Raw genomic sequence first — 20,105 nt, 5'->3', positions numbered from 1 at the left:
TTTTTTAAAAAATATTATTTAATAATATATTTTTAAAAAAATTTAATTTAATTTTAATATGTTAAAAAATTATATTTGTAGTTTTGTTAAAAGATCAAGAAAATTATCTTTAAACCAAAAAAAAATTTTTTTTTTAGAAAAAAAAAATATATTACCTTATAGTAATAAAAATATTAATTTAAATAATATTTTTACTAAAAAAAAAAAAAATATTTTAGAAATTGGTTTTGGAAAAGGAGAAGCAAGTATTAAAATTGCTAAATTTATGCCTGAAAAAAATTTTATCTGTGTTGATACTTATGAAAAAGGAATTATAAATTTATTAAAATTAATTAAAAAAAATTTTTTATCTAATATAAAAATAATAAATTATGATGCAATTTATGTATTATATAATATGTTTAAATTTTTTTCATTTTTTGGTATACATATTTTTTTCCCTGATCCATGGCCTAAAAAAAAACATAAAAAAAGAAGATTTATTAATAAATTTTCTATAAAATTAATAATTTTAAATTTAAAAAAAAAAGGTTATTTACATATTGTTACAGATTGTGAAGATTATGCAAATTATATGTTAAAAATTTTAAATAAAAATATTTATTTTAAAAATTTTTCTAAAGAAAAATCTTTTATTAAAGAAGAATTTAAACCTAAATATCGTTTTATTACTTCATATGAAAAAAAAGCTTTAAATTTTAAAAGAAAAATTTTTGATTTAATATTTATTAAAAAATAAATATTTTATATTTTTAAAAAAAATAAAATTTATATAATATATAATAATTTTTATTAATATATAAAAAATTTTTAAAAATTTATAGATTTTTTATCTATTGATAATATTACTTCTTTTATTATTTCTGATAATGTAGGATGTGCATAACAAATTTTAGATATTTCTTTATATTTAATTTTTAAGTCAATAATAATTGTAGCTATTGCTATTAATTCTGAAGCTAAAGGACCTATTATATGTATACCTAAAATCTCTTTAGTATTTTTTTCAGCTAATATTTTTATAATCCCATCTGTACTATCTAAAATTCTTGCTTTAGCATTTGCTATAAATGGAAAAATTCCTTTTTTATAATTAATTTTATTTTTTATTAATTCTTCTTCATTTTTACCAACCCAAGCTATTTCTGGATAAGTATATATAATAGAAGGTATTAAACTTAATTTTTTATTTTTTTTATTTTTATTTTTATTAAATATATATTCTGCTACATATATTCCTTCTTTTTCTGATTTATGTGCTAACATATTTCCTCCTATTACATCTCCTATAGCCCATACATTTTTTAAATTTGTTTCAAAATTTTTATTTACTTTTATAAAACCATTTTTATTAATTAATAAATTAATATTTTTAATATTTAAATTTTTAAAATTTGCTTTTCTCCCTACACAAATCATCACTTTATCAAAAATTTTATTTTTAATATAATTTGTTGAGTCTGAATATTTAATTAAAACATTATTTTTATTTTTTTTAATTTTGTAAATTTTAGTATTTAAAATTATTTTTAATTTTTGTTTTATTAAAATTTGAAATGCTTTTTGAGAAATTTCTTTATCTATTCTAGATAAAAAATTAGATGATTGTTCAAATATAGTAATATCTATATTTAATCTATTCCATATAGAACCTATTTCTAAACCTATTGCCCCTGCACCAATAATACAAATTTTTTTTGTTTCTTTTTTAATAGAAGAGAGACCACCTATATTAGATAATATTAATTTTTCATCAAATGAAATATTATTTAATTTTTTAGGTTTAGAACCTGTTGCTAAAATTATATATTTTGCTTTTATTATTTTATTTTCTTTATTAATATTTTTAATATTTATTAAATATTTTTTTTTTTTTTTTAAAAAACTTCCTATACCATGAAAAAAATGAATTTTATTTTTTTTAAATAAATATTTAATACCTTGATTAATTTGTTTTATAATAATATTTTTTTTTTTTTGCATAAGATTTAAATCTATATTAATATTATCTATTAAAATTCCATATTCTTTAAAATTTTGTATGGCATTTTTATATTCTTGAGAATATTTTAATAATGTTTTAGATGGAATACATCCTACATTTGCGCATGTTCCTCCTAAAGCTGATTCATTGTTTATGTTGTTCCAATTATCAATACAAGCAACTTTAAAACCTAATTGTGACATTCTAATTGAAGTAGTATACCCTGCAGGGCCACCACCGATAATAATAACATCAAATTTTTTTATCATATTTTTTTTTTAAAAAAAGTTAAAATTTTAAATTTTTTTATATTTTTAACATCATTCTTAATGGATCTTCTAAATTTTTTTTAATAGTTAATAAACTTAAGATTGCTTCTTTACCATCTATAATACGATGATCATAAGAAAGTGCTAAATAATTCATTGGTCTTATTACTATTTTTCCTGATTCAACTATTACTCTATCTTTATTAGTATGAATTCCTAAAATTGCTGATTGAGGAGGATTTATTATTGGTGTTGAAAATAAAGAACCAAAAATTCCTCCATTAGAAATGGTAAATGTACCACCTATTAATTCATCTATTGATAATTTACTATTATTTGCATTTATTTTAAATAAATTTATTTTTTTTTCAATTTCTGATATTGATAATTTATCAGCATTTTTTAAAATAGGCACAATTAATCCTTTTTTAGTACTTACTGCTATACCTATATCATAATAATAATGATAAATAATATTATTATTTTCAATTGATGCATTAATTATAGGATATTTTTTTAAAGCTTGAATAACAGCTTTAATAAAAAATGGCATAAATCCTAATTTAATTTTATATTCTTTTTCAAATTCTTCCTTATATTTATTTCGTAAATCAATTATTGGTTTCATATTTACTTCATTAAATGTAGTTAAAATAGCATTATTTGCTTGTGATTCTAATAATCTTTCTGCTATTTTAATGCGTATTTTACTCATTGGTATATATTCAATTTTTTTTGAATTATATTTTTGTTTATTTTTTTCTTCAAATTTAAAATTTTCTTGTTTTTTTTTATTTATTAAAGAAAATTTATTTTCTTTAATATTAGAATTTAATTTTATTTTTGATATTTTATTTTTTTTTTCTTTTAAAATTTCATTTTTTTTAAAAATTTTTATAATTCCTATTATTTCATTTGTTTTAACATTTTCTCCATTTTTTTTTATAATATTTTTTATTATTCCTTTTTTAGGTGAAGGTATTTCCATTACTATCTTATCAGTTTCTATATCAACTAAGTTTTCTCCTTCATTAACTATATCACCAATTTTTTTATGCCATTTTATTAATGTTGCTTCTGATATAGATTCTGATAATTGAGGAACTAAAATATTAATATTTTCCATATTTTTTATATATTTTATAAAATATTTTTATTTTTTTGAAAAAATTTTTTTTAAAATTTTTTTTTGTTCTAAACAATGTTGTTTATAACAACCTGTAGCTGTAGAAGAACTAGAAATACGACCAATATAAGAAATTTTTTGATTTTTTTTAAGTTTTTTAGAAATTTTTTCTTTAATATATAACCATGCTCCTTGATTTTTAGGTTCTTCTTGTACCCAAATTATTTTTTTAAGATTTTTAATTTTTTTTATAAATTTAAAAAAATCTTTTTTAGGAAAAGGATATAATTGTTCTATTCTAATTATAAAAATATTTTTTAAATTATATTTTTCATTTTTTTTAATTATATCAAAATATATCTTTCCAGAACAAATTATTAAATTTGTAATATTAGAAATAATATTATTACATTTATTTTTTATAATATTCTCAAATTTACCATTAGCTAATTCTTCTAAATTAGAACTAGAATTCTCATTTCTTAATAAAGATTTAGGCATTATTAAAATTAATGGTTTTCTAAAATTTCCTATTACTTGACGACGTAATAAATGAAATAATTGTTTTGAAGTTGTAGGTTGTATTATTTGTAAATTTTGATTAGAACATAATTGTAAATATCTTTCTAATCTTGCAGAAGAATGTTCAGGTCCCTGTCCTTCAAAACCATGTGGTAACATTAAAACAATCCCCGATATTAATCCCCATTTTTTTTCTCCTGAACTTATAAATTGATCTATAATAACTTGTGCTTCATTAGCAAAATCTCCAAATTGAGCTTCCCAAATTGTTAAATTATTTGGTTCTACTAATGAAAATCCATATTCAAAACCTAATATTGCTTTTTCAGATAAAACTGAATTTATAATTTCAAATTTTGATTGATTTTTTTGAATATTTTGTAAAGGAATATATTCACCATTATTATATTTTTTAATATTTTGATCATGTATTACAGCATGTCTATGAGAAAAAGTTCCTCTTTCTGAATCTTGTCCACTTAATCTTATATTATATCCAGATATTAATAATGATGCATATGCTAAATGTTCACTCATACCCCAATCAATTTTTTTTTTACCATTACCCATTAAAATTCTATTTTTTATTATTTTTTTAATTAAATTATGTAATTTAAATTTTTTTGGTATAGTAGTAATTTTTTTTGAAAGTTCTTTAATTTTTTTTATTTCTATAGATGTAATAACATTATTATTTTGTTTTTTATTTAAAAAAAATTTCCAATTTTTATTATACATAAATAAATTTTTTTTTAAAAAATACCCAGTAATTTGTTTTTTTTGTATATTAATTAAATTTTTATAATCATCTATAATTTTATTAACTTCTTGTTTAGAAATTATTTTTTCATTAACTAATTTATTAATATATAAATTTTTAATACCTATATGTTTATTAATTTTTTCATACATTAAAGGTTGTGTTAAAGATGGAGTATCTTGTTCATTATGTCCTAATTTTCTAAAACAAATAATATCTAAAACAATATCTTTTTTAAATTTTATTTTATAATCTATAGCTATTTGTATAGCTAAAATTATTGATTTTAAATTTTCTACATTAATATGTAATACAGGTGCTTCAATCATTTTAACAATATCTGTACAAAAAATATTAGATCTAGATTCTTTAATTTTTGAAGTAGTAAAACCTATTTGATTATTAATAATAATATGTATTGTACCATTAGTAGTATAACCTTTAGTTTGTGATAAATTAAGTGTTTCCATAACTATTCCTTGTCCAGAAAAAGCCGCATCACCATGTATTAAAATTGGTAAAATATTTTCTTGTTTTTTATTCATAAAAGCTTTTGTAATTCCTTCTACTACTGGATTTACTGCTTCTAAATGTGAAGGATTAAAAGATAAATATAAATTTATATTTCCTTTTGAAGTAAAAATTTTAGAAGAAAATCCTTTATGATATTTTACATCTCCAAAAATATTTTTAAAAGATATTTCATTAAATTCATTGAAAATTTTTTTAGGTTTTTTACCTAAAATATTTGCTAAAACATTTAATCTTCCTCTATGTGACATTCCTATTATAATTTTTTTAATTTTTTTTTTTAATGAATAAAAAATTATTTCATCTAATAAAGGTATTATACTTTCTGCACCTTCTAATGAGAATCTTTTTTGTCCTATAAAGTTTTTACTTAAATATATTTCCCATTCTTCTGCAGCTATTATTTTTTTTAAAATATTTATTTTTTTTTCTTTTGATAAAAAGAAACTTTGATATGATTCTTCAATTTTTTTTTGTATCCAAGAAACTTCCTTTTTTTTATTAATATAAGAAAATTCTATACCAATAAATTTAGAATAAATTTTATTTAGAGCATTATATAATTCATGTAAAAATAATTTTTTATTTTTTAAAAAAATATTTTTAATATTAATTTTTTTTTTAAAATCATTTTCTTTAAAATTATAAAAATTTAAATCTAATTTTTTTAATTTACATTTATTTATTTTTAATGGATTAATATTTGATTTTTTAAATCCTAGATTTCTATAATTATTAATTAATTTTTTAATTTTTAAATGTAATATTTTTTTTTTTATATTTTTTTCTATGTTTTTTTCTATGTTTTTTTCTATGTTTTTTTTTATATTTTTTTTTGTAATTTTAGTATTTTTATTTAATAAATATTCTAAATATTTAATATTTTCACTAAAAAGATATGAATAAGAAATATTTTTATATTTATTTTTTTTTTTTAAAATAATTTTATTTATCATTATATTATTATTAATAATTTTATAATTATAATTTATTTATTATAAATAATATATATTATATATAAATATATAAAAATTAAAAAAAATTTAATTTTAAATTTTTTATTTTTTTTAAAATTTTTTTTATATTAGGATGAAATGTTTTTTTAATTTTTTTTTTAAAAATTAAATTTAATAATTTAAAATCAGAAAAATTTGTTAATATTAAAAAAGCATATTTATCTTTAATAGACATTTTTTTTTCATATTTATCTAAATATTTATTTAAAATAAGATCATTTTCTAATATTCCTCTTTTAATATTTAATTTTAATATTTTTTTAGTTAACTTCATTTTTTAAAAAATGTTTTTATTTTATTAATAAAAATTAATTTTTTAATTTTTAATATAGCTTTTGTAGGATTTAAATTTTTAGGACATACATTTAAACAATTCATTATTGTTTTACATTTTAATAATTTATATTTATCATTTAAAAAATTTAATCTTTCTTCAAAATTAGTATCTCTACTATCTATTATAAATCTATAAGCTTGTAATAATCCAGCAGGACCTATAAATTTTTTAGGATGCCACCAAAATGATGGACAAGAAGAAGTACAACAAGCACATAAAATACATTCATAAAGTCCATTTATTAATTCTCGTTCTTCTTGAGATTGTAATCTTTCTTTTTTAGGAAGAATATTTTTATTAATTAAATATGGTTTTATTAAATAATATTGTTTAAAAAAAATTTTCATATCTACAACTAAATCTTTTATTACTGGTAAACCAGGTAATGGTTTTAAAATTATAGGATTTTTTAATTTTTTTAAATTTGTTATACAAGCTAATCCATTTTTACCATTTATATTTATAGCATCTGAACCACATATTCCTTCTCTACAAGATTTTCTAAATGTTATAGAATTATCTATTTCTGATTTAATTCTTATCATAACATCTAACAACATTTTATCAGTTTTTTTAAAATTTATAGAAAAAGTTTCCATATATGGATATTTATTTTTTTCCGGATTATATCTATATATTTTAAAAATTTTTTTTTTCATATTTTAAAAAATTCTTTGTTTAGGTTTAAATGGTTTAATAAATTTAGTATTAATATTTACTGGTTTATATTTAATTTTATTATTTTTTGAAAACCATAAACTATGCTTTAACCAATTTTTATCATCTCTATTTTCAAAATCTTGACGAGCATGAGCACCTCTAGATTCTTCTCTAGCTTCTGCTGAAATTATAGTGGCTTTTGCTACTTCTAATAAATTATATATTTCTAAAATTTCTACACGAGTAGTATTAAAAAGTTTTGATTTATCTTTTAAAAAAATATTTTGACATTTTTTTTCTAATTTTAAAATTTTTTTTATTCCTTTTTTTAAAATTTTTTTATTTCTAAAAACTCCACAATAATTTTGCATTATTTTTCTTATTTTATTAGATAAAAAGAAAACATTTTCTCCATTTTTATTTGTTTCTATTTTTTTTAATTTATTAATAATTTTTATTATTTTTTTTTTAGGTATAATTTTATAATTATAATTTTTAATATTTTTTATTATATGATTTGCAGTTTTACGTCCAAAAACTACTAAATCTAATAATGAATTTGTACCTAAACGATTTGCTCCATGCACAGATACACAAGCGCATTCTCCTATTGCATATATTCCTGGAATTATATTTTCTTTAATACTATTATAATTATTAATTACTTCTCCATTAATATTAGTAGGAATACCTCCCATTTGATAATGAATTGTAGGTATAATAGGTATTGGTTCTTTAATAGCATTTATATTTGCAAATTTATTAGCTATTTCTAAAATTGTAGGAAGTTTTTTTTTTATTTTATTTTCTCCTAAATGTCTTAAATCTAAAAAAATATGATCTTTATTTTTTCCTACTCCTCTTCCTTCTTTTATTTCTTGATCTATTGATCTAGAAACAAAATCTCTTGGTGCTAAATCTTTCATTTTAGGTGCATATTTTTTCATAAATTTTTCACCATTTTTATTTATTAAAATACCTCCTTCACCTCTTGCTGCTTCTGTTATTAAAACCCCTGAACCGAAAATTCCTGTAGGATGAAATTGCCAAAATTCCATATCTTGTAAAGGTATACCAGCTCTTGCAGCCATTCCTAAACCATCTCCAGTATTAATAAAAGCATTAGTAGAAGCAGCCCATATTCTACCAGCCCCTCCAGTTGCTAAAACTGTTATTTTAGATTTAAAAATATTAATTTTACCAGTTTTTATATTTAAAGCTATCACTCCTGCTATTGATTTATCTTCATATTTTAAAATATCTATACATATCCATTCTATAAAAAAATTTGTTTTTACTAAAATATTATGTTGAAATAATGTATGTAATAATGCATGTCCTGTTCTATCTGCTACTGAACATGCTCTTTGTATAGGTTTTTCTCCAAAATTAGAAGTATGTCCACCAAAAGATCTTTGATAAATTGTGCCATTTTGATTTCTATCAAAAGGCATTCCTAAATGTTCTAAATAATATATTAATTTTGGAGCTTTTTTACACATAAATTCTATTGCATTTTGATCACCTAAATAATCAGATCCTTTAATCGTATCAAACATATGCCAATACCAATTATCTTTTGACATATTTCCTAAAGATGCACTAATACCTCCTTGTGCTGCTACAGTATGTGATCTAGTAGGAAATACTTTTGATAAAACAGCAACATTTAAATTTGCTTTTGATAATTCTAATGATGCCATCATCCCTGCTCCACCTGCTCCAATAATAACTACATCAAAAAAATTAGTTTTAATTTTATTAAAATTCATTTTTAAATTTTAAAAAAAATATATAAAATATTTTTTATAACAAATATTATCCAAAAAAATAAAATAATTTTAAAAATATATAAAATATTTTTTTTTTTTAAATAATCATTAAAAATATCATGTATTCCTAATATTACATGATATATAATATTAATTATTAAAAAAATAATTAATATTTTAAAATAAATATTATTTATAATATTTATTATATATTTAAAAGAATTTTTTTTTTTTAAAAAAAAAATTATATAAGATAATAATAAATATATTCCTATTATTATACCTGTAGTTTTTTGTAAAAACCAATCTTTAATATCATTATTTTTTTTTTTTTTTTTAATAAAAATCATAAAATTATTTTCAGTAATTAGTTATTAAAAAAAAATTTAGTAAAATACTAATAATTATTGTTATATAAGAAAAAATTTTAGAACTTTTTTTTTCAATTCCTAAATTTATATCCATAATAATATATCTAAAACCTGAAAATATATGATATAAAAAAATTTCATTTATAAAAAAAAATATTATTTTAATATATATATTATGTGTTAAAAAAATAAATTTATTAAAATTTTTTTTATTTTTTAAAATAAATTGAAAAAATATTAAAAATATTGGTATTAAAATAACCATTAAAATACCAGTAATTCTATGTAAAATAGAAATTTTACCAGTAATTGGTAGATAATATTTAATTATTTGTGATATATTTATATTACGTATTTTTTTTTTTTTATTCATTTTATTTTTTATAAAAAATTTTATTTTTTTTAAAAAAAATATTAATATTTATATATAATGTAGTTATTTATTAAAAATATATTTTATATTTATTATAATATAAAAATATGATTTATCGTGTATTAGCATTAAAATATCGTCCTAGTATTTTTGAAGAAGTTGTTGGTCAAAAATATATAATTACTGCTTTAATAAATTCTTTAAAATTTAAAATGTTACATCATGCTTATTTATTTATTGGTACTCGTGGTGTAGGAAAAACTACTATTTCTCGTATTTTAGCAAAAGCTTTAAATTGTAAAAAAAATAAAAATAATAATATTATTACTACTTTTCCTTGTAATTTATGTAAAACTTGTATTGCTATTAATAAAGATAGATTAATTGATTATATAGAAATAGATGCAGCTTCTAATAGAGGAATAGAAAATATGACTTCTTTATTAAATCAAGCTATTTATATTCCATCTTTTGCAAAATATAAAATATATATGATAGATGAAGTTCATATGTTGACAATATATGCTTTTAATTCTATGTTAAAAATTTTAGAAAATCCTCCTAAACATGTTAAATTTATTTTAGCTACTACAGAACCACAAAAAATTCCTCTTACAATACTTTCAAGATGTTTACAATTTCATTTAAAGAAAATATCTATTAAAGATATTATTAAACATATTAAATATATTTTAAAAAAAGAAAAAATAGAATTTGAAGAATCAGCTTTATTATTTTTATCAAAAAATTCTTATGGATCTATGCGAGATGCATTATCTTTAGTAGATCAAGCTATTTATTTTTCAAAAAAAAAAATTACATTAAAAATTGTACAAAATATGTTAGGTTCATTAAATAATTTTTATTTAATAGAATTATTATATGCTTTATTAATTAAAAATAAAAAAAAAATATTTTCTATAATTTCAATTATTAATAAATTTTGTATATCTTATGATATTGTTTTACAAAACTTTTCAAGTTTAATATATACTATTAATTTAGTTCAAATTACATCTTATATAAATTTTGAATTTTTACAATATAAAAAAGAAATTTTTTTTTTAGCTTCTAAATTTTCTAAAGAAGAAATTCATTTTTTTTATCAAATTGTTATACATGGTAGAGAAGAATTATCTTTAGCACCTGATGAACAAATAGGTTTTAGTATGATATTATTAAGAATGTTAATTTTTTATCCATATACTTTAAATAATATTAAAAATATTTTTTTAAAAGAATTTAATTTTTTTAAAAAAAATATTTAATTTTTTAAAAAGGAATATAAAATGAAAAAAAATTTTTTAGATTTAATAAAAAAAACAAAAATTATGCAAGAAAGTTTAAAAAAAGTTAAAAAAGAATTATCTTTAATAGAAGTAGAAGGTAAATCTTTTTCAGGTTTAGTAAAAATTTATTTAACATGTAGAAATAAAGTTAATAAAATTTTTATTGATCCTTCTTTATTTAAAAAAGATAAGGATATGTTAGAAGATTTAATTATAATAGCTTTTAATGATGCAATAAATAAAGCAAAATTAAAATCTAAAGAAAAAATAAATACCATTACAAATGGTATTAAATTACCATTTGATTTTTAAAATTTATTAAATAAAAAATTATTTAAAATTTATATTTTATATATAATTTTATATATTTATTAAATAGATATTTTTGCTTTTATATATTCTTGTGGGTTATAATTAATTAATTTAAAATTTTCAAATTTATAATTAAATATACTTTTAGGTTTATTAATAATCTTTAATTTTGGTAATAATGTTGGAGTTCTTTTTAATTGTATTTTAGCTTGTTTTAAATGTGTTTTATATAAATGACAATCTCCACCTGTCCAAATAAATTCTCCTACTTTTAATTTTGTTTGTTGAGCAATCATATGAATAAGTAAAGCATATGATGTAATATTAAAAGGAAGTCCTATAAAAACATCAGCACTTCTTTGATATAATTGACAAGATAAATTATTATTAGAAACATAAAATTGAAATAGTACATGACATGGTGGAAGTTTTGTTTTTTTAATATCTGCAACATTCCAAGCTGATACTATTAAACGTCTTGAATTTGGATTTTTTTTAATTTTATTTATAATTTTTTTTATTTGATTTATATGTTTATTATTATTAGTAGGCCAATATATCCATTGATATCCATATGATGGTCCTATATTATCATTTTCATCAGCCCAATTATTCCAAATATTAATATTATTTTTTTTTAAATATTTTATATTTTTTGAACCTGTTAAAAACCATATTAATTCATATATTATACTTTTAAAATATATTTTTTTAGTTGTTAAAATTGGAAAACCTTTTTTTAAATTAAATCTCATTTGATAACCAAAAATTGATTTTGTTCCTGTATTAGTTCTGTCAGATTTTTTTATTCCATTTTTTAAAATGAATTTTATTAAATTTAAATATTGAATCATATAGTTTTATAAATATTTTATATGGCTTGGAGTGGAATTGAACCACTGACACAAGGATTTTCAGTCCTTTGCTCTACCAACTGAGCTACCAAGCCTTTTATAAATTAATTAATATATTATATATAAAAAAAAATTAAAAATAAACAAATTATATTAATATAATATATTTATAAAAGTATATATTATATATATATTATATATATATTATATATATATTATATATATATTATATATATATTATATATATATTATATATATATTATATATATATTATATATATATTATATATATATTATATATATATTATATATATATTATACATATAGTATACATATAGTATACATATAGTATACATATAGTATACATATAGTATACATATAGTATACATATAGTATACATATAGTATACATATAGTATACATATAGTATACATATAGTATACATATAGTATACATATAGTATACATATAGTATACATATAGTATACATATAGTATACATATAGTATACATATAGTATACATATAGTATACATATAGTATACATATAGTATACATATAGTATACATATAGTATACATATAGTATACATATAGTATATGTATAGTATATGTATAGTATATGTATAGTATATGTATAGTATATGTATAGTATATGTATAGTATATGTATAGTATATGTATAGTATATGTATAGTATATGTATAGTATATGTATAGTATATGTATAGTATATGTATAGTATATGTATAGTATATGTATAGTATATGTATAGTATATGTATAGTATATGTATAGTATATGTATAGTATATGTATAGTATATGTATAGTATATGTATAGTATATGTATAGTATATGTATAGTATATGTATAGTATATGTATAGTATATGTATAGTATATGTATAGTATATGTATAGTATATGTATAGTATATGTATAGTATATGTATAGTATATGTATAGTATATGTATAGTATATGTATAGTATATGTATAGTATATGTATAGTATATGTATAGTATATGTATAGTATATGTATAGTATATGTATAGTATATGTATAGTATATGTATAGTATATGTATAGTATATGTATAGTATATGTATAGTATATGTATAGTATATGTATAGTATATGTATAGTATATGTATAGTATATGTATAGTATATGTATAGTATATGTATAGTATATGTATAGTATATGTATAGTATATGTATAGTATATGTATAGTATATGTATAGTATATGTATAGTATATGTATAGTATATGTATAGTATATGTATAGTATATGTATAGTATATGTATAGTATATGTATAGTATATGTATAGTATATGTATAGTATATGTATAGTATATGTATAGTATATGTATAGTATATATGTAGTATATATGTAGTATATATGTAGTATATATGTAGTATATATGTAGTATATATGTAGTATATATGTAGTATATATGTAGTATATATGTAGTATATATGTAGTATATATGTAGTATATATGTAGTATATATGTAGTATATATGTAGTATATATGTAGTATATATGTAGTATATATGTAATATATATGTAATATATATGTAATATATATGTAATATATATGTAATATATATGTAATATATATGTAATATATATGTAATATATATGTAATATATATGTAATATATATGTAATATATATGTAATATATATGTAATATATATGTAATATATATGTAATATATATGTAATATATATGTAATATATATGTAATATATATGTAATATATATGTAATATATATGTAATATATATGTAATATATATATAATATATAATATATAATATATAATATATAATATATAATATATAATATATAATATATAATATATAATATATAATATATAATATATAATATATAATATATAATATATAATATATAATATATAATATATAATATATAATATATAATATATAATATATAATATATAATATATAATATATAATATATAATATATAATATATAATATATAATATATAATATATATTTTTTTATAAAAAATATTTTTTAAAATTAAAATAATATATTGAATTTAATTAATTAATTAATTATAATTATGAATATTAATTTTTTTTTAAAAAATATATTAACTTATTTAAAATAATTATATGGATAAAAATATTAAAAAAAATAGTAATATTTTTAAGAATTTAGAGGAGAGAAGTAAAAAAACTAATATTATAGATGAAAATATTGAAAAAAAAAAAAATAATAAAAAAAATAAAATTTCTTTATGTTTAATAAAAAAAAAAAAGTTAAAAAAAAAAATAATTAAAATTAAAAAAAAATTTAAAAAAGTTAAAGAAGCTTTTTTAAGAGCTAGAGCAGAAATAGAAAATAATAGTAAACGTTTTCAAAATGAGATTAAAAAAATATATAAATATTCTATATATAAATTTGCTAAATCTTTATTGCCTATTAGAGATAGTTTAGAAAGTTCTTTAAAAATAAATATTTCTTCAATAGAAGTTTTAAAAAGTGGTATTAATTTAACTTTAAAACAATTATCTAATATTTTTGATAAAAATAGTTTTATAGAAATTTCTCCAAAAATTGGAGAATGTTTAGACCCTATGAAACATCAAGCTATATCTATAATTATTTCTGAACAAGAAAATAATACTATAGTTGATGTTTTACAAAAAGGATATATGTTATATGATCGTTTATTACGCCCAGCTTTAGTAATAGTAGCAAAAAAAAAAGAATAATATTTTTTAAAATTAAATAAAAATTTTTATAAATATAAGGAAAAATATGACAAAAATTATTGGTATTGATTTAGGTACTACTAATTCATGTGTTTCTATTATGGAAAATAATAAATCAAAAGTTATAGAAAATTCTGAAGGTTCTAGAACTACACCTTCAGTTGTTGCTTATCAAGAGAATGGGGAAATTTTAGTAGGAGCTCCTGCAAAACGTCAAGCTGTTACTAATCCTCAAAATACAATTTATGCTGCAAAAAGATTAATTGGACGTAAATTTATTGAAAAAGAAGTACAAAAAGATATTAGTATGATGCCTTATAAAATAATTCAAGCAGAAAATGGTGATGCTTGGATTAATGTTAGAGGTAAAAAAATTGCTCCTCAACAAATTTCTGCTGAAGTTTTGCGTAAAATGAAAAAAACTGCTGAAGATTATATGGGAGAAGTAATTTTAGAAGCAGTTATAACTGTACCAGCTTATTTTAATGATGCTCAACGTCAAGCTACTAAAGATGCTGGTAGAATTGCTGGATTAGAAGTAAAAAGAATTATTAATGAACCTACTGCTGCTGCTTTAGCATTTGGTTTAGATAAATCTGAAAGAGGTGATAAAAAAATTGTTGTTTATGATTTAGGAGGTGGGACTTTTGATGTTTCTGTGATTGAAATTGCAGATGTAGAAGGTGAAAAACAATTTGAAGTGTTATCTACTAATGGAGATACATTTTTAGGTGGAGAAGATTTTGATCAAAGAATAATAGATTATATTATTAAAGAATTTAAAAAAAATAATGGAATAGATTTATCAAAAGATGCAATAGCTTTACAACGTATTAAAGCTTCAGCAGAAAGAGCGAAAATTGAATTATCTTCTTCTCAACAAACAGAAATTAATGAACCTTATATTGCTATGAATAATAATGTTCCTGCACATTTAAATTTAAAAATTACAAGAGCAAAATTAGAATCTTTAGTAGAAGATTTAATTGATAAAACTATTAAACCTTGTTCAATAGCTATTAATGATGCAAAAATAAAAATTTCTGAGATTTCCGATATAATACTTGTTGGTGGTATGACTCGTATGCCTAAAGTTCAAGAAAAAGTAAGAAATTTTTTTAAAAAAGAACCTAGGAAAGATGTAAATCCTGATGAAGCAGTAGCTGTAGGAGCTGCTATTCAAGGTTCTGTATTATCTGGAGATAGAAAAGATTTATTATTATTAGATGTTACTCCTCTTTCTTTAGGAATTGAAACTTTAGGAAGTGTTATGACAAAAATGATTAATAAAAATACTACTATACCTACAAAATTTAGTCAAGTATTTTCTACTGCGGAAGATAATCAAGCAGCTGTAACTGTAAAAATATATCAAGGTGAAAGAAGTATAGCAACTTATAATAAATTTTTAGGAGAATTTAATTTAGAAGGAATTCCAAGTGCTCCTAGAGGAGTACCACAAATTGAAGTAACTTTTGATATTGATGCAAATGGAATTTTACATGTTACTGCTAAAGATAAAGCTACAGGAAAAGAAAATAAAATTACTATTAGAGCGAATTCTGGTTTAAAAGAAGAGGAAATTAAAAAAATGATTCGTGATGCTGAAATTAATTCTAAAGAAGATCTTCGTTTAAAAGAATTAGCGGAAGTTCGTAATCAAGGTGAATCTTTAGTACATTCTACAAAAAAAATGCTTTCAAAATTTATTGATAAATTAACTAATTCAGAAAAAAAACAAGTAGAAACTTCTATTAAAGAATTAGAAGAAATTCTTAAAACTGATCAAAAAGATTCTATAAATATAAAAATTAATACTTTAATGAAAATAGTTGATAAATTAAGTAAAAAATATAAAGAAGATTTATCTAAAGAAGAATCTACACCTTCTTCAACAGAAGATATAAATAATTCTACTAAAAATAATGCTGAAGATACTGATTATAAGGAAGTAAAATAATTTATTAAATTTTTATATTACAAATACAAAATTTTTTTAAAATAATAAAGGAGAAAATTTTTTTATATGATTAAACGTGATTTTTATCATGTATTAGGTTTGCCTAGAGGGGCAACTAATATTGATATAAAAAAAACTTATCGTAGATTAGCAATGAAATATCATCCAGATCGTAATTTAAATAATAAAGAAGCAGAAGAAAAATTTAAAGAAGCTTATGAAGTATTATCTGATCCTCAAAAAAGAAGATCTTATGATAGATTTGGACATTCTGGTGGAAATTTTAATAGAGATTCTAATGTTGATAATACTAATTTTTCTGATATTTTTGGTGATATTTTTAGTGATATTTTTAGTGGCACTAGTAGTAATAATTTTAATAAAAAAAATACTAATGTTAGAAAACCAAGGCCTCGTAGAGGTTCTGATACATCTTTTAAAATTAAAATAACTTTAGAACAATCTGCTAAAGGAGCAACTTTAAAAGTTGATGTTCCTATTTGGGTAAGATGTAAACCTTGTAATGGTTCTGGTTCTACTGGTTCTAAATTTAATGCACCTTTAGTTAATTGTATTCATTGTAATGGTTGTGGAGAAGTTCGTATGCAACAAGGTTTTTTTAGTATTCAACAAAGTTGTCATAAATGTAATGGAAAAGGAAAAGTTATATTAACAAAATGCCCTATATGTATAGGACGAGGATTTTCTAAAATAAAAAAAACTTTAGATGTTAAAATTCCTGTAGGTATTAATAATGGTGCTCGAATTTGTTTTAAAGGTGAAGGTAATTTAGGTTCTAATGGTGGTTCTAGAGGTGATTTATATATAGAAATAAATATTTTAAATCATGATGTTTTTAGAAGAGAAGGAGATAATTTACATTGTATAACTCCTATATCTTTTGTTAAAGCAACATTAGGTGGAGAAATAGAAATTCCTACTCTTGATAAAAAAATTAAATTTAATATTTCTGAAGGTACACAATCTGGGAAAATTTTTCGTATAAGAGGAAAAGGTATAAAAAATGTAAATTCTAATTTTTTTGGTGATTTATTATGTCAAATAATTATTGAAACTCCTATACGTTTAACACAAAAACAAAAAAAAATATTAATTGAATTTGAAAAATCTATTAATAGTAAAATGAAACATTCTCCAGCAATTAAAACTTGGTTAGATAAAGTTAAGGAATTTTTTGAATAATTATTAAATTTAAATTTAAAAAAATATTTTTAATTAAATTTAATATTTAAATATATTATATTTTTAAATTATAAATATTTTTAATTAAATAAAAAATTAAATAAAAAAATTTTGAAATAATAAATAACTTTATTAACTTTATTAACTTTATTAACTTTATTAACTTTATTAACTTTATTAACTTTATTAACTTTATTAACTTTATTAACTTTATTAAGTTTATTAAGTTTATTAAGTTTATTAAGTTTATTAAGTTTATTAAGTTTATTAAGTTTATTAAGTTTATTAAGTTTATTAAGTTTATTAAGTTTATTAAGTTTATTAAGTTTATTAAGTTTATTAAGTTTATTAAGTTTATTAAGTTTATTAAGTTTATTAAGTTTATTAAATATATAAATAAATATTTTTTTTTTAAAAAATTAATATATTTTAAAAATTAAAATTTTTTTCAAATTATAAAAAAATTTAAAAATTAATTTAATAAAAAAAAATTAAAAAAATTTAATTTTTTTAAAAAAATTTATTATTAAATTATTAAATAATATAAAAAATAATTTTTATTTTAATAATAAAATTATTAATTTAAATTTTTATGAATATTTATAATATTTTTGAAAAAAATTTAATAAATTCTTTTTATAAATTTTATAATAAATTTTATTTAATTTTTAAAGATAAAAAATTTTTTTCTATATATAATAAAATAGCGTTATCTTATAGTGGTGGTTTAGATTCTTCTTGTTTGTTAGATATGTTAATAATATTTACAAAAAAATTTAAAATTAAATTATTTGTTTTTTATATAAATCATAATATAAATATTAATTCTAATTTATGGCAAAATTTTTGTAAAAAAAAATGTTTATTTTTAAATATTTTTTTCGAATCTTATTCTTTAAAAATTAATATTAATAATAAAAAAAAATCAGAAGAAATTTTACGTATTAAAAGATATTTTGCTTTAAAAAAATTATGTAAAAAAAATAATATTAAATTGCTTTTAACTGCACATCATAAAAATGATCAAATAGAAACAATTTTATTTAGAATCTTAAGAGGTTCTGGAATTTTAGGAATTTCTGGTATGCATAAATTTTCAAAAATTCCTATTTTTATTAAAAATATAAAAATTTTTATTTTTCGTCCTTTATTAAATATATCTAGAAAATCTTTAGAAAATTATGTTAATAATAAAAATATATCTTATATAAAAGATAATTCTAATAAAAATAATAAATATAAAAGAAATTTGTTAAGAAATAAAATAATACCTTTTTTTATAAAAAAGTTTCCTGGGTTTAAAAAATCTATTTTACGTATTTTATATCATTCAAAAACAACAGAAAAATTATTAAAAAATTTAGCAAAAAATGATTTAAAAAAATGTATTAAAAATAATAATTTAAATATTTTAAAAGTTAAAAATTTATTAAATATAAAAAGAATTGATAATTTATTACGTTATTGGTTTAAATTTAATAATTTATATTTACCTTCAACAGCTTTTTTGAAAGAATTTAGAAGACAAATAATAAATTTTAAATTAAATTCTAACATTTTTATAAAATATCAAAATATTTATATACGTAGTTATCAAAATTATATTTTTATTACTAATATTTCATATAATTTTAAAAAAAAAATTTTATTACAAACTTTTTATTGGAAAGGAGAAATAAAAATAAATTTTCCTAATTTTTTTGGTTTACTTTATTTTAAAAAAAATAATTATGGAATATCTATAAATTGGTTACTTAAACAAAAATTATTTATTAGATATAAAAATAATAAAGATAAAATAAAATTATATAAAAAAAAATTTACAAAAAAATTAAAAAAAATTTATCAAGAAAATAAAATTCCTAGTTGGGAGAGAAATTATTTACCAATAATTTCTTTAAAAAATAATAAAATTATTTATGCTTCTGGTATAGGTATAAATTTTATTTTTAAATCTATTTTAGATCCTAAAAATAATTATGTTATTTTATATTGGAAAAATATTTTTCCAAAAAAATAATAATTAATATTATATT

General features: G+C 17.8%; 16 protein-coding genes and 1 tRNA gene. 7 read left to right on the top strand and 10 right to left on the bottom strand.

Going from position 1 to position 20,105, the window contains the following annotated elements:
* Positions 1-58 precede the first annotated feature (58 nt).
* Positions 59-739 carry a tRNA (guanosine(46)-N7)-methyltransferase TrmB gene (trmB, locus tag AACL00_RS00130; protein ID WP_339044999.1) on the top strand — a complete coding sequence of 227 codons (681 nt, stop codon included), beginning with the start codon at positions 59-61 and terminating at the stop codon, positions 737-739.
* 71 nt (positions 740-810) lie between these two features.
* Here trmB and lpdA read toward each other — a convergent pair whose 3' ends face one another.
* The 8 genes from lpdA to sdhC all read right to left on the bottom strand — a co-directional run bounded on the left by lpdA (position 811) and on the right by sdhC (position 9,721).
* Entirely contained in the window at positions 811-2,253 is a 1,443-nt protein-coding gene (lpdA, locus tag AACL00_RS00125; protein WP_339044998.1) for a dihydrolipoyl dehydrogenase, read from the bottom strand.
* Between the two features lie 37 nt (positions 2,254-2,290).
* Positions 2,291-3,379, bottom strand: coding sequence for a 2-oxo acid dehydrogenase subunit E2 (locus tag AACL00_RS00120; RefSeq protein ID WP_339044997.1), 1,089 nt, complete (start codon positions 3,377-3,379; stop codon positions 2,291-2,293).
* A gap of 27 nt (positions 3,380-3,406) precedes the next feature.
* Positions 3,407-6,148 (bottom strand): 2-oxoglutarate dehydrogenase E1 component, encoded by a 2,742-nt coding sequence (locus AACL00_RS00115; protein ID WP_339044996.1) that lies wholly within the window; start codon positions 6,146-6,148, stop codon positions 3,407-3,409.
* 76 nt (positions 6,149-6,224) lie between these two features.
* On the bottom strand, positions 6,225-6,482 hold the full coding sequence (locus AACL00_RS00110) for a succinate dehydrogenase assembly factor 2 (protein ID WP_339044995.1): 258 nt from the start codon (positions 6,480-6,482) through the stop codon (positions 6,225-6,227).
* A complete protein-coding gene (locus tag AACL00_RS00105) occupies positions 6,479-7,204 on the bottom strand; it encodes a succinate dehydrogenase iron-sulfur subunit (RefSeq protein ID WP_339044994.1) in 726 nt (241 codons plus the stop codon). The genes AACL00_RS00110 and AACL00_RS00105 overlap by 4 nt, the downstream gene beginning before the upstream one ends.
* A 3-nt stretch (positions 7,205-7,207) precedes the next feature.
* The gene (gene sdhA / locus AACL00_RS00100) at positions 7,208-8,977 is read right to left on the bottom strand and encodes a succinate dehydrogenase flavoprotein subunit (protein ID WP_339044993.1); all 1,770 of its coding nucleotides are present in this window, start codon (positions 8,975-8,977) and stop codon (positions 7,208-7,210) included.
* Between the two features lie 2 nt (positions 8,978-8,979).
* Complete coding sequence (sdhD, locus tag AACL00_RS00095; RefSeq protein WP_339044992.1) at positions 8,980-9,327, bottom strand: succinate dehydrogenase, hydrophobic membrane anchor protein; 348 nt, start codon at positions 9,325-9,327, stop codon at positions 8,980-8,982.
* 10 nt (positions 9,328-9,337) lie between these two features.
* Positions 9,338-9,721, bottom strand: a complete 384-nt coding sequence (gene sdhC, locus AACL00_RS00090) for a succinate dehydrogenase, cytochrome b556 subunit (RefSeq protein WP_339044991.1) — start codon at positions 9,719-9,721, stop codon at positions 9,338-9,340.
* 107 nt (positions 9,722-9,828) lie between these two features.
* On the opposite strand from sdhC, the gene dnaX reads away from it, so the two are divergent.
* On the top strand, positions 9,829-10,989 hold the full coding sequence (dnaX, locus tag AACL00_RS00085) for a DNA polymerase III subunit gamma/tau (RefSeq protein WP_339044989.1): 1,161 nt from the start codon (positions 9,829-9,831) through the stop codon (positions 10,987-10,989).
* Positions 10,990-11,010: 21 nt separating this feature from the next.
* Positions 11,011-11,322: a YbaB/EbfC family nucleoid-associated protein gene (locus AACL00_RS00080; RefSeq protein WP_339044987.1), complete on the top strand. Its 312-nt coding sequence runs from the start codon at positions 11,011-11,013 to the stop codon at positions 11,320-11,322.
* 59 nt (positions 11,323-11,381) lie between these two features.
* On the opposite strand, the gene thyA is transcribed toward AACL00_RS00080, so the two are convergent.
* Positions 11,382-12,176 (bottom strand): thymidylate synthase, encoded by a 795-nt coding sequence (gene thyA / locus AACL00_RS00075; RefSeq protein WP_339044984.1) that lies wholly within the window; start codon positions 12,174-12,176, stop codon positions 11,382-11,384.
* Positions 12,177-12,198: 22 nt separating this feature from the next.
* A tRNA-Phe gene (locus AACL00_RS00070) sits at positions 12,199-12,271 on the bottom strand.
* 2,032 nt (positions 12,272-14,303) lie between these two features.
* On the opposite strand from AACL00_RS00070, the gene grpE reads away from it, so the two are divergent.
* From grpE to tilS, 4 genes are all read left to right on the top strand, one after another.
* A complete protein-coding gene (gene grpE / locus AACL00_RS00065) occupies positions 14,304-14,906 on the top strand; it encodes a nucleotide exchange factor GrpE (RefSeq protein ID WP_339044983.1) in 603 nt (200 codons plus the stop codon).
* 46 nt (positions 14,907-14,952) lie between these two features.
* Positions 14,953-16,866, top strand: a complete 1,914-nt coding sequence (gene dnaK / locus AACL00_RS00060; protein WP_339044982.1) for a molecular chaperone DnaK — start codon at positions 14,953-14,955, stop codon at positions 16,864-16,866.
* 66 nt (positions 16,867-16,932) lie between these two features.
* On the top strand, positions 16,933-18,069 hold the full coding sequence (locus AACL00_RS00055; protein ID WP_339044981.1) for a molecular chaperone DnaJ: 1,137 nt from the start codon (positions 16,933-16,935) through the stop codon (positions 18,067-18,069).
* Between the two features lie 592 nt (positions 18,070-18,661).
* A complete protein-coding gene (tilS, locus tag AACL00_RS00050; RefSeq protein WP_339044980.1) occupies positions 18,662-20,089 on the top strand; it encodes a tRNA lysidine(34) synthetase TilS in 1,428 nt (475 codons plus the stop codon).
* Positions 20,090-20,105 lie beyond the last annotated feature (16 nt).

It is taken from the genome of Candidatus Zinderia endosymbiont of Aphrophora alni, assembly GCF_964019745.1.
In the GTDB taxonomy this organism is placed as follows: domain Bacteria; phylum Pseudomonadota; class Gammaproteobacteria; order Burkholderiales; family Burkholderiaceae.
This window is presented reverse-complemented; position numbering and strand designations above follow the sequence as displayed.